This window comes from Rhodococcus sp. NPDC060176 (assembly GCF_042728675.1).
Taxonomy (GTDB): Bacteria; Actinomycetota; Actinomycetes; order Mycobacteriales; family Mycobacteriaceae; genus Rhodococcus_F.
On sequence record NZ_JBHWYS010000002.1, the window covers coordinates 1,293,060 to 1,305,761 of the forward strand.

Here is a 12,702-nt window from a genome sequence, read left to right on the forward strand (position 1 = left end):
ACGCAGACACACATCAGGGTCCAACCCTGAATCAGGGCGCTGCCCCTGGTCACGATCACCAGAAAGATCAGGGTTGGCCCTGATGCGCGGAGGCCGCCTCGGAAGCCAGGATTGATTCATGAACAATCCGACTTTCCAAGAACAGATCCAGGATCTGTGGCGGACCCGCCCCGTGCGTCTGCCGGCACAAGGTCACGTGGCCGGGGTATGCGCCGGAATCGGATACCGGTACGGCGTCGACCCCATTCTGGTTCGCGTGGCGTTCGTGGCCTCCACCATTTTCGGCGGCTCAGGCATCCTTCTCTACCTCGCCGGCTGGTTGGTGCTCGCCCGCGCCGGTGACGGATCGTCCCCAGCGCAGTCGTTGATGGGCCGCGGACACAGCTCCGATTCCAGCACCAAGACCATCGTCTTGTTGGTGGCTCTCGCCATCGCGGCTACGACTGTCGGCCCCGTCGGCGTCGGCCTGGGTGGTTCCGGTCTGATCGGGCTGATTCTGATGGTCGGAGGCCTGTGGCTGCTTTACCAACGAGCGCCGGTCCCGCCTGCGCTGCCACAGAGCACGTCACCGTACGTCGGTGCGGGTACCGCGTATCCAGGCACGGGTTTCACGCCCGGGCCGTTCACTCCCGGATACTTCGCACCCAATCAGCCGCCCATGTACACGCCGTACACCAAACTTCCCGACAGCTACGTGCCCGAGGAACGGCCGGCCGAGCAGTCACAGCAGTCACCGCAATTCCAAGCCGATCATCCGACGATCAGTCTCTCCAAGGACCCGGGATCTTCGGTCACGACCAATCCGACCGAGGTGATCGGCGAAGCCGCCATCACACCGCCCTCCTGGGATCCACTCGGCGTTGCACCGTTCGCCTGGGATCTTCCGGATCCGGCAGTCAAGGCCACGCCGCTGCTGCCTTTGCCACCACGTAAGCGTCGCTCGCGTTGGACGCTGACAGTGCTCGGACTCGCGATCATCGTCGCTGCCGTCACCGGGGCGGCGGGCGCGGCAACCGGCAACGACTGGTTCACTCCCGGCCGAGTCGGTGCGGTCGGACTGGCTGTCATCGCACTGGGCCTGATTCTCGGGGCTTTCTTCCGAAAGGGATACGGCCTGTTGGTCGTCACCGGACCACTCGTAGGTTTCGTACTGCTGGCCTCGTTGGTCTACCCGATCGAGTTCGACGCCTCGGGCGAGCAAAGGTGGACTCCGGTAACAGCATCCGAGCTGGATCCGTCGTACTCGGGAGCCTTCGGAAGCTTCACTCTCGACCTCAACGGGGTCAAGTTCACCGAGGACAAGACCATCGACGTCGCGGCGTCGTTCGGTGAGTTCACCGTCATCGTGCCACCAACCGTCAACGTCAAGAACAGCTGCACCGTCGTCATGGGTGACGGATCAGGTTGCCTCGACGGCGGAATACACCCGGGCCGTGCGGCGACACCGGATTCGCCCACACTGACCATCAACGCCAAAGCCACGTTCGGCAGTCTGAAGGTGACGCAATCATGAGCGAGTACGACGAGACGACAGACCAGGACGAGACCCGAGAATCCAAGCGCCCCTCGGCACTTCTGCTGATCGCAGGACTGGCCGCACTGTTGGTCAGTGTGTGGGCACTGGTCGGGCCGTTCTCCCTGGCGCCGGCAGCGAACATTCAATTCCGTTGGCTGTTCGTCGGTGCCGCCGTCGTGGCGGGACTACTGCTGGTGATCCTGCCGAATCGACGAAGCCGCAAGTAAAACTGCTGTGCGCCTTTATTAACCGCGGGGGGTTAATAAAGGCGCACAGTTGTTTTTACTCCCACTCGATAGTTCCCGGCGGCTTGCTCGTCACGTCGAGGACTACGCGGTTCACGTCCGCAACCTCGTTGGTGATTCGAGTCGAGATGCGCTCGAGGGTCTCGTACGGCAGACGCGTCCAGTCCGCGGTCATCGCGTCTTCACTGGAGACCGGACGCAGCACGATCGGATGACCGTACGTACGGCCGTCTCCCTGCACGCCTACGCTTCGGACGTCGGCGAGAAGAACCACCGGGCACTGCCAGATCGTTCCGTCCAAGCCTGCAGACGTAAGCTCTTCGCGCGCAATGGAATCTGCCTGACGCAGGATCTCGAGGCGATCGCGGGTGACTTCACCGATGATCCGGATACCCAGTCCGGGACCGGGGAACGGCTGGCGTCCGACGATCTCTTCCGGCAGTCCGAGTTCGCGTCCGACGGCACGGACCTCGTCCTTGAACAGCAGACGCAGCGGTTCGACCAACTTGAACTGCAGGTCTTCCGGAAGTCCGCCGACGTTGTGATGGCTCTTGATGTTTGCGGTTCCGGTGCCGCCGCCGGACTCCACGACGTCCGGGTAGAGAGTGCCCTGGACGAGGAAGTCCACGGTCGCACCGTGAGATGCGTTCTCGCCCAGAACATCACTTACTGCGCCTTCGAAGCTGCGGATGAACTCGCGGCCGATGATCTTGCGCTTGGTCTCGGGATCGGTGACGCCGGCCAACTCACCGATGAAGGTGTCGGCAGCATCCACGGTGATCAGACGAGCGCCGGTTGCCGCGACGAAGTCCTGCTCGACCTGCGTGCGCTCACCGGCTCGCATCAAACCGTGATCGACGAAGACGCATGTCAACCGGTCGCCGATTGCGCGCTGGACCAAAGCCGCAGCGACGGCGGAGTCGACGCCACCGGACAGACCGCAGATGGCGTGTCCGTCTCCGACCTGCTCGCGAACCTGCTCGATCAGCGCATCGGCGATGTTGGACGCGGTCCACGCTGCCGGAATACCGGCAATCTCGTGCAGGAAGCGGCTCAGGACCTGCTGACCGTGCGGTGAATGCAGAACCTCGGGGTGGTACTGCACGCCTGCGAGCTTGCGGGCGCGGTCCTCGAACGCTGCGACGGGAGCGCCATCGCTGGTCGCGGTCACCTCGAAGCCGGAAGGCGCTTCGGTGACGGCGTCGCCGTGGCTCATCCATACCGGCTGCGTCGCGGGAAGACCGTCGTGGAGCAATCCGCCGGATACCGCGATGTCGGTACGGCCGTATTCGCGGGTACCGGTCTCGGCTACGGTGCCGCCAAGGGCACCTGCCATTGCCTGGAATCCGTAGCAGATTCCGAAAACCGGAATGTCGTGATCGAACAGTGCGGGATCGAGCTTGGGAGCACCGTCTGCGTAGACACTCGAGGGCCCACCCGAGAGCACAACAGCCAAGGGGTTCTTGGCCACGATCTCCTCGACGGTCGTGGTGTGCGGAATCACCTCCGAGTAGACCTTGGCTTCGCGAACTCGCCGTGCGATCAACTGCGCGTACTGCGCCCCGAAGTCGACGACAAGAACTGGTCTCTGCTGCTCGATATCTGCCACAGGTGCAGTCTAATCGCCGCAGCCAGCGCTTCTGCGCATGCATGGACTCAGCCCGCTCCCCGGCCGAACGAGCGCGAGGTACGTCACTACAAAGGCCGACCCTCAGAACTGCGCAGCGACCTCGCACTGATCTAGACCACCGTCCAGGTCAACGACGCCCCAATCACCCGCACCTTAGCTTCGGCAATCAAATTAGCGGCATCATCGCAGGCCAGGGCCCGAAATGGACGAAGGGTGAATTTTCTGGACGTTTGACCGATTCGCCTGAACCAAACGTCCAGTAAAGGTAATCTCGCCCGTCAAGTGATCAGGATCACGATCGCAAACGGCCGGCGCCGCCGAACGGCGCTCACCTCGAGGAGGACCTGTGCGTCGATTCATACGACGACTCGCCATACCTGTCGCGGCTGTGACGGCTGCCGCCGGACTTCTAGTCCTCGGCACGCCGGCCACTGCTGACGAAGCCCCACCGACCAGCTTCACCGGCACGACCGACAACCTGATCTTCACGAAGAGTGTCATCGGGAACGCGTCAGTTCACCCAGGCGACACCGTCACGTACAAGACCGAGATCAAGCACAACGAAAGCGGCATCGAACGGTCGATCGCAAAAATCCGTGACATCCCGCCCGCAGGATTCGTCCTCGTTCCAGGCAGCGCCAAGGCCACCTACCTGGGTGTGACCAACCGGGCCACGATCAGCAACGAATCAGATGGCGGAGTCTCCGCGAAGTGCTCGAGCGGCTGCACCTTCCTGGTCGGTGGATTCGTCGTCAAGAAGAACCAACCCGTCACGCTCGAGGCGACCTACACGGTCCCCGTCGGAACAGCCTTCGGGACGTACGACAGCGGCATGCTCTTCGACGTCAACGCCTTCAGCACACAGCAGGGCCTCAACCCGATCAACGTCAACGTCCAGGTAGTCGACCCGTCGGTCGCCACCGGAACCACACTGGTTGCACCGGCAACGGCGAAGGTCGGCACACCGGTCGACCTGACCGCAACGGTTGCGCCGTCCAACGCGACCGGAACCGTCCAGTTCAAGGACGGCGGAAACGACATCGGCTCACCGGTCCCGGTTTCGGGCGGTAGTGCCACCCTCTCCCACACCTTCGACAGCGTCGGCGCCCACGACATCACCGCCGCGTACAACGCCGGTTCGGGATTCCACAGCTCGACCTCCGGAGTCCAGACCGTCGACGTCTCCGCGGACACCACCACTACGATTTCGGCCCCGAACGCCGCGTTGGTCGGCGACAGCATCACCGTGAGCGCCGTCGTCACACCGGCAAACGCCGTGGGCACAGTGCAGTTCAAGGACGGCGACACCAACCTCGGCGCACCGGTGGCTGTGGTCAACGGAACGGCTTCCCTGACCCGCAGCTACGACGCTTCCGGCACCCACAGCTTCACCGCAGTGTTCACCGGCGACGCCGGCTACGGCGATTCCGTCTCCGCCGCAACCCAACTCGACGTCAGCGATCCCGACTGGGGAACCACGACCACAGTTGTCGAACCACTCACCGCTGTTGTCGGTGAACCGACCAACCTCTCGGCCACCGTCTCCCCCATCCCGAGCAGCGGAACCGTGACGTTCACGGTCGACGGCGCCGAGGTCGGTACCGCACCGGTCGGCACGGGCGACGGCGTCGCGATCCTCCCGCACACCTTCGCATCAGCGGGCGCTGCAGCCGTGACGGCAGAGTTCTCCGGCGGAACCGGATTCATCGGCTCCACGTCCACGTCGTTCACGGTGAACGTGACCGATCCCGAACCCGCTCGCGCCGACACCACGACGTCTCTGACCGTCAGCGGATCGGCTCAGGTCGGAAAGGCATTGCAGCTCAAGGCCACCGTCGCACCCGGAACAGCAAACGGAATGATCCAGTTCAAGTCCGGCACGACGCCCATCGGCGCACCCGTTGCCGTGGTCAACGGCGTCGCGACGCTCACGCACACCTTCGACGACGAGGGAACCTTCGGCCTCACTGCCAACTTCGTCGGCGGCGCCGGTTGGAAGAACTCCGTCTCCGGCCCGACGGTCGTGCAGGTCGGCACCGCACCGACCGACGGCGGCGGCACCGGAAGCGTGGACACCGGTTCGCTCAGCGGCCTCATCCCGCTCTTCGGAAGCTAATCCCCCACATCAGCTTTGGACACCACTCCCGTACCCAGCTCAGGAGAATCCATGTTCGTGTACTCCAGACGTCGCATCGCGGCGCCGATCGCCGCCACGGCACTCGCCAGTGGCGTCATCCTCGCGGGAATCCCCGCATCAGCGGCCCCCGTGACAACAACCTTCGGCACGAGTTGCCTGGCAACCCCGTCCGCAGTCGCCGGTCCGACCACGCAATCCCAGTCCGGCTCGGTCATCGTCGACGCACCGGAATCCATCGGTGCCGGTGAAACCTTCGAGGTCACCATCCAACCGGGCCCCATCGCCTTCCCCGGCTCCGCTTCGGGGGCGACCGTCCAGAACGTCTCCCGTATCAAGGTCGACGTCGACGTTCCCGCGAATGCCACCTTGGTGGAAGCCACCATCGTTCCCGGAACTTCGGCAGGGCTCAGCGGTGTCGCGCCGAACATCCTGCGCGTCAACGAGAACGGCAACGTCGATCCCAACGGAACGATTCTGCGCCTTTCCGGAAACAACCAGGTCATCGGAAACAGCCCGAGTTCGAGCACCAGCTCCGAGGGCGGAATCGTCGTCAAGGCGACCGGCAAGAACGTCGACGGCTCCAACAATGCCGACGGCTACACCCAGTTCCAACTCCCCCAGGTCAAGGCAGTTCTCAAGGCCGGCGACTCGGGCGAGGTAGCCATGAAGGTACGCACCGGCGGTAGCGCAGGAGCCTGGAACAACGATCGCAACTTCCTCACGTTCCTCCCCAAGGCCACCCTGGTCATCACCGCCTGGGCGCCCACGCGGTGCACCCCGCGTGACGCCGAGAACGGCCCCCTCAACAGCGGCGCCGGACCCCTCGCCACCACGCGAATCATCGAGGCGGACAAGGCAACCACCACCACGGTCGTCGGACCGGCCAACGCCAAGAACGGAACGCCCGTCACGCTATCAGCCAACATCAGTGGCGGCGCAACCGGCGGAACCGTCCAGTTCTTCGACGGCGACAACCCACTCGGCGACGCGGCGTCGGTAGCAGCCGGATCGGCCAGTATCTCCCCGACCTTCACCGAGGACGGGCCGCACTCCATCACCGCGAGCTACAGCGGCGCACCCGGATTCCTGGCGTCGACGTCGGCGTCGGCCAAGATCGTGACCGTCACGACGGACGCGCCGCCTGACGCCGTGACCACGACTGCCACGGTTTCGCCATCGACCGCGAAGGTCGGTCAGGACGTGAACCTCACCGCCAAGGTCGATCCGCAGGGTACCGGCGGCACCGTCGACTTCATCGTCGACGGCACCGAAACGGTCAGTGCCACAGTCGGAACCGACGGAGTTGCTATCGCTCCGTACACCTTCGCCTCGACCGGAACGCACAAGGTTGTCGCGAAGTTCACCGGCTCACCAGGATTCGCGCCGTCTGCTGCCCCGGCATTCCCGGTCAGCGTCACGACACCGGCTCCGGCTGACGTCGAGACGACTACGGTTCTCGACGCCGTCGGAACCGTCCAGAAGAACACCCCGGTGACGCTCAAGGCAACGATCGATCCGGCCGGCGCCACGGGCAAGGTCCAGTTCAAGGTCGGTGACACCCTCATCGGCGGACCGGTCGACGTGGTCAACGGTGTCGCGACGGTACCGGCGACGTTCTACAACTCCGGGACCTACAGTGTCACTGCCGAATTCGTGGGCGCTTCGGGCTACACGTCCTCCGCCTCTGCGCCGCAGACCCTGACCGTCCCCGGTGATACGGACGGTGGACCCGGAGGCGGGACCGGCAGCCTCGACCTCGGCACCCTGTTCGGGTCACTAGGAGGCTGACACCGTTGAAACAGAGACGGGGCGTGTCGTCGAATCTTCGACGACACGCCCCGTCTTCGTTTGCGGCGATCTTATCCGGCTGCAGGCTCCGCCGGAACAGCGGCAGCAGTCTTGCCGCCGGTGATCTTCACGATCGGCAGAACCAGCGCGGCCGGAGCCGACGCCGGCACCACGGGCGACTTGGGTGCGATCGGAGCCAAACGCTCGTAACCGCTGCCCTGGGCGGGACGCAGGTCCGTCTCCCCCTTGTTCGGCCACAGCGAGGCCGAGCGCTCGGCCTGAGCGGCAATGGTCAGCGAGGGATTCACACCGAGATTGGCCGAGACCGCTGCGCCGTCGACGACGCTGAGCGTCGGGTAACCGTAGACGCGGTGGTAGGGATCGATGACCCCGTGTTCGGAATCCGACGCGATAGCGCAACCGCCGAGGAAGTGCGCCGTCAGCGGAACGTTGAAGATCTCGCCCCACGTACCGCCTGCGACGCCGTCGATCTTCGCGGCAACTCGACGCGTCGCCTCGTTGCCTTCCGGAATCCACGTCGGGTTCGGCTGACCGTGGCCCTGCTTGCTGGTGACCTTGCGTCGACCGAACAGGCCCTTCTTCGTGTAAGTGGTGATCGAGTTGTCGAGGTTCTGCATGACCAGGGCAATGATCGTGCGCTCGCTCCAGTCCTTGACCGTCAGCATGCGCAGCATCTGGTACGGGTTCTTCGCGACCACACCGAGGAACTTGATCCACCGCGGTGTCGTGCCGCCGCCGTCCGTCATCAAGGTCTGAAGGAGTCCCATCGCGTTGGAACCCTTGCCGTAGCGGACCGGCTCGATGTGGGTGTCACTACTCGGGTGGAACGACGACGTGATCGCCACTCCGCGGGTCAGGTCGAGTGCGGGATCGACCTTGTACTTGCCTGCGCCGACAATGGATTCGGAGTTCGTTCGAGTCAGCTCGCCGAGCTTGTCGGAAAGCTTGGGCAGCGCTCCGGTGTCCTTCATGTCGAAGAGCAGATGCTGAGTGCCCCACGTTCCGGCCGCGAGAATGACGTTCGCAGCCGTGTACGTGCGGCGGTTCTTGCGTCCGAATGCACCGGTTCGCTCGGTGAACACGTCCCACGAACCGTCGCGAGCCTCACGAAGTCCGGACACGGTGGTCATCGGAATGATCTCGGCCCCAGCGGTCTCGGCAAGGCCGAGGTAGTTCTTGAGGAGAGTGTTCTTCGCTCCGTGACGGCAGCCCGTCATGCACTCGCCACACTCGATGCAACCGGTGCGCTCGGGTCCGACGCCGCCGAAGTACGGGTCCTTCGCCTTCTTGCCCGGCTCACCGAAGTAGACGCCGACGGGCGTCTGGATGAACGTGTCTCCGACGCCCATGTCGTCGGCGACCGACTTCATGATCTCGTCGGCGGGCGTCATGTGCGGATTCTGGACGACGCCGAGCATCTTCTGAGCCTGCTCGTAGTACGGCGTGAGCTCGCTGCGCCAGTCGGTGATGTGCGCCCACTGCTTGTCCTGGAAGAACGGCTCCGGCGGCTGGTACAGCGTGTTGGCGTAGTTCAACGACCCGCCGCCGACGCCTGCGCCCGCGAGAATGAGGCAGTCGCGCAACAGGTGCACGCGCTGAATGCCGAAGCACCCCAGCTTCGGAGCCCAGAGGAACTTCTTGAGATCCCAACTGGTCTTCGCGAAATCTTCGTCGGCATACCGTCGGCCGGCTTCGATGACGCCGACCTTGTAGCCCTTCTCCACGAGACGAAGCGCGCTCACGCTTCCGCCGAACCCGGATCCGACGATCAGTACGTCGTAGTCCGTTGCCCGTTGCTTGCCCATCAGGACACCTCCACCGTGAACCGTAGTTACCCGCCAGTATGCACCTATTCCTTGTGACTACCACCACAAGGGGTCTCATAAGCGTAACCGCAAGTATCAGGAACGGACGAAAGTCCTGCACAACGAACTGTGGCCCCGGTTCACGAGGAACCAGGGCCACAGAAAGGTACAAATTACGCGCGGACCGTCAGCCCGACCTTCTGGAACTCCTTGAGGTCGGAGTACCCGGCCTTGGCCATCGACCGACGAAGACCGCCGACGAAGTTCAGCGAACCGTACGGGTCATCCGACGGACCGCTCAGAACCTGGTCGAGACTCGGACGCTCACCGTAGGAAACCGGGAGAAGCGCTCCTCGAGGAACCGAAGGATGAGCCGCAGCGGACGGCCAGTACCAGCCGCCACCGGGCGCCTCGGCCGACACGGCCAGCGGCGTTCCCAGGACTGCAGCGTCCGCACCGCAGGCGATGGCCTTCGCCAGATCGCCCGAGGTTGCTATGTCACCGTCGGCGATGACGTGGACGTAGCGTCCACCCGTCTCGTCGAGGTAGTCGCGCCTGGCTGCTGCGGCGTCGGCAATTGCCGTGGCCATCGGAACACCGATACCCAAGACCTCACCGGTGGTGGTTGCGCCCTCGGTGGAGCCGTACCCGACGATGACGCCGGCAGCGCCGGTACGCATCAGGTGCAGGGCGGTGCGGTGGTCACTGACCCCACCCGCGACAACCGGAACGTCGAGTTCCGAGATGAACGTCTTGAGGTTGAGCGGTTCCTGCTCGGTGTGCACGACGTGCTCGGCCGAGATGATCGTGCCGTGGACGACCAACAGGTCGATTCCGGCCTTGATCAGCTCAGGCGTCAGTGCGCGCGCATTCTGCGGGCTGACGCGAACGGCAGTGGTGACCCCCGAATCACGGACCTGCGCGACCGCGGCGGCCAGAAGACCGGCCTGCAGCGGTGCCGCGTGCAACTCCTGCAGATAACGGATGGCCGCGTCGACCCCACCGTCCTTCTCGGCGATCTCGACGAGACGCCGGAGCTTCTCCTCGACATCGGGGTGACGGCCCCACAGGCCTTCACCGTTGATGACACCGAGGCCGCCGCGCTTTCCCAGCTCGATCGCGAAGGTCGGTGAGACCAACGCGTCGGTGGGATGTGCGAGGACTGGAATGTCGAACCTGTAAGCGTCGAGCTGCCAAGCAGTCGACACCTCCTTCGACGAACGAGTTCGCCGGGAGGGAACGATGTTCACATCGTCCAACTCGTAGGTACGTCGGGCCGTTCGACCCATGCCGATCTCAACGAGGTCGCGCACGCGCGCCCCTTTCTCGTGTACTGGTTGCTAACGAGCGGTGTAGTTGGGTGCTTCGACAGTCATCGTGATGTCGTGCGGATGGCTTTCCTTCAAACCGGCCGCCGTGATCTGGACGAACTGAGCGTTCTGCAGGTGCTCGATCGTCGCCGACCCCGTGTAACCCATGGCAGCGCGCAGACCACCGGTAAGCTGATGCGTCACCTGGGAGAGCGGGCCACGGAACGGAACACGTCCTTCGATGCCTTCCGGAACCAACTTGTCCTCGGAAAGTACGTCGTCCTGGAAGTACCGGTCCTTGGAGTACGACTTGGCCTCACCACGCGACTGCATCGCGCCGAGCGAACCCATGCCGCGGTAGCTCTTGAACTGCTTGCCGCCGACCAGGATCAGTTCTCCGGGCGATTCAGCGGTACCGGCCAGGAGCGAGCCCAGCATGGCCGTCGACGCACCCGCGGCGAGAGCCTTCGCGATGTCACCGGAGAACTGGAGTCCACCGTCAGCGATGACGGGCACACCGAGAGGCTTGCACGCGGCAACAGCTTCCAGGATGGCCGTGACCTGAGGGGCACCGACACCGGCGATGACGCGGGTGGTGCAGATGGAACCAGGGCCGACTCCGACCTTGACGGCGTCGACGCCGGCTTCGACGAGAGCCAAGGCACCCGCGCGCGTGGCGACGTTGCCACCGATGATCTGAACCCGCTCGCCCAGTTCACGCTTCAGCTTGGCGATCATGTCGAGAACGTTGGACGAATGCCCGTGTGCACTGTCCACCACCAGTACGTCCACACCGGCATCGGTGAGCGCCATCGCACGCTGGAAAGCGTCGTCGCCTGCACCCACTGCAGCGCCGACGAGCAGCCGACCGTCGCGGTCCTTGGTGGCGTCGGGATGCTGTTCGGTCTTGACGAAGTCCTTGACCGTGATCAGACCGGTGAGCTTGCCGTTGCCGTCGACGATAGGCAGCTTCTCGATCTTGTGCCGACGGAGGAGGCCCAGTGCTACGTCTGCGGTGACGCCTTCCTGAGCGGTGATCAGCGGCATCTTCGTCATGATCTCGACGACCGGGCGGTTCTGGTCGACCTCGAAACGCATGTCACGGTTCGTGACGATGCCGACCAACTGGCCGGCGTCGTCGGTGACCGGCAGACCCGAGATGCGGAAGCGAGCGCACTTCGCGTCGACCTCACCCATCGTGTCGGTCGGCTTACACGTGACGGGATCGGTCACCATGCCGGCCTCGGAACGCTTTACGGTCTCGACCTGCCCTGCCTGGACGTCGACCGACGAGTTGCGGTGCAGTACACCCATGCCGCCGGCGCGGGCCATCGCAATTGCCATGCGCGACTCGGTGACTGTGTCCATCGCAGAACTGACCAACGGGATCCGCAGACGGATGTCGCGAGTCAGTTGACTGGACGTGTCGACCTGGCTCGGGATGACGTCCGACGCGGCAGGCAACAGCAGCACGTCGTCGTATGTCAGTCCCAGCATCGCGACCTTGTTGGGGTCGTCTCCTCCGGTGTGTACATGTCCTGCAGAACTACTCATGCGGTCAGGACCCTCCATGGACCTAGATTCGCCCAGGGCGACCGCTGTAGCAGCCGCCTCGAAACGGATTACGAAAGCTGGATATCGGATAGAAGGCACCTGCACAGAAAGATATTCCTGGCACCTTTTCCCGGCGTTGCACACCATGGTATCGGCTCACTCAAAGGTCCGAACCATCCCACCCACGCTGCGGGTACGCGTAACAAGTGGCGCTGACCCCCCTGACCTGCGTACCGTGGTGCTGTGCGTGATCAACTGCCCCCCGGTCTGCCGCCAGATCCCTTCGCCGGCGACCCAGCTGACCCCTCCGCGGCTCTCGATGCCATCGAGCCGGGCCAACCACTCGACCCCCACGAACGCCAAGCGGTCGAGGAGGATCTCGCTGACCTCGCCGTTTACGAGGCACTCCTCGCTCACCGCGGCATCCGCGGTCTCGTAGTGTGCTGCGAGGACTGCCAACAAGATCACTACCACGACTGGGACATGCTGCGTGCAAACCTGCTGCAGCTCCTCGTGGACGGAACCGTCCGCCCCCACGAGCCTGCCTACGACCCGATGCCTGAGGCATATGTCACGTGGGACTACTGCCGCGGATACGCCGACGCGTCGATGAACGAGGCGATGCACGGCGACGGTTTCGACAGCTGAGCGAAACCCCACCAAGTTCATACGAAAGTGGCCGACAAGCAATTGCTT

The 12,702-nt window shown here is 64.1% G+C and carries 9 protein-coding genes; 5 read left to right on the plus strand and 4 right to left on the minus strand.

Annotated elements, in window-relative coordinates:
• The first annotated feature begins 118 nt into the window (after positions 1–118).
• Both ACFWEM_RS14440 and ACFWEM_RS14445 read left to right on the plus strand, forming a co-directional pair.
• Positions 119–1,513 (plus strand): PspC domain-containing protein, encoded by a 1,395-nt coding sequence (locus ACFWEM_RS14440; RefSeq protein WP_378534401.1) that lies wholly within the window; start codon positions 119–121, stop codon positions 1,511–1,513.
• Entirely contained in the window at positions 1,510–1,743 is a 234-nt protein-coding gene (locus tag ACFWEM_RS14445) for a hypothetical protein (protein WP_378534403.1), read from the plus strand. Before ACFWEM_RS14440 ends, ACFWEM_RS14445 begins: the two co-directional genes overlap by 4 nt.
• Before the next feature lie 55 nt (positions 1,744–1,798).
• On the opposite strand, the gene guaA is transcribed toward ACFWEM_RS14445, so the two are convergent.
• Complete coding sequence (gene guaA, locus ACFWEM_RS14450; RefSeq protein WP_020969072.1) at positions 1,799–3,370, minus strand: glutamine-hydrolyzing GMP synthase; 1,572 nt, start codon at positions 3,368–3,370, stop codon at positions 1,799–1,801.
• A gap of 367 nt (positions 3,371–3,737) precedes the next feature.
• On the opposite strand from guaA, the gene ACFWEM_RS14455 reads away from it, so the two are divergent.
• Together ACFWEM_RS14455 and ACFWEM_RS14460 are read left to right on the plus strand one after the other, a co-directional pair.
• On the plus strand, positions 3,738–5,507 hold the full coding sequence (locus ACFWEM_RS14455; RefSeq protein ID WP_378534405.1) for an Ig-like domain-containing protein: 1,770 nt from the start codon (positions 3,738–3,740) through the stop codon (positions 5,505–5,507).
• A 51-nt stretch (positions 5,508–5,558) separates the two neighbouring features.
• Positions 5,559–7,316 carry an Ig-like domain-containing protein gene (locus ACFWEM_RS14460; protein ID WP_378534408.1) on the plus strand — a complete coding sequence of 586 codons (1,758 nt, stop codon included), beginning with the start codon at positions 5,559–5,561 and terminating at the stop codon, positions 7,314–7,316.
• A 71-nt stretch (positions 7,317–7,387) separates the two neighbouring features.
• Here ACFWEM_RS14460 and ACFWEM_RS14465 read toward each other — a convergent pair whose 3' ends face one another.
• The 3 genes from ACFWEM_RS14465 to guaB form a co-directional block, all read right to left on the minus strand.
• Entirely contained in the window at positions 7,388–9,142 is a 1,755-nt protein-coding gene (locus ACFWEM_RS14465) for a GMC oxidoreductase (RefSeq protein ID WP_378534410.1), read from the minus strand.
• Positions 9,143–9,315: 173 nt separating this feature from the next.
• Positions 9,316–10,455 (minus strand): GuaB3 family IMP dehydrogenase-related protein, encoded by a 1,140-nt coding sequence (locus tag ACFWEM_RS14470; protein ID WP_003940976.1) that lies wholly within the window; start codon positions 10,453–10,455, stop codon positions 9,316–9,318.
• A gap of 27 nt (positions 10,456–10,482) precedes the next feature.
• Positions 10,483–12,006 carry an IMP dehydrogenase gene (guaB, locus tag ACFWEM_RS14475; RefSeq protein WP_283303226.1) on the minus strand — a complete coding sequence of 508 codons (1,524 nt, stop codon included), beginning with the start codon at positions 12,004–12,006 and terminating at the stop codon, positions 10,483–10,485.
• Positions 12,007–12,249: 243 nt separating this feature from the next.
• Here guaB and ACFWEM_RS14480 point away from each other — a divergent pair, with 243 nt between their 5' ends.
• Complete coding sequence (locus ACFWEM_RS14480; RefSeq protein ID WP_003940777.1) at positions 12,250–12,654, plus strand: DUF5319 domain-containing protein; 405 nt, start codon at positions 12,250–12,252, stop codon at positions 12,652–12,654.
• The last annotated feature ends 48 nt before the right edge of the window (positions 12,655–12,702 follow it).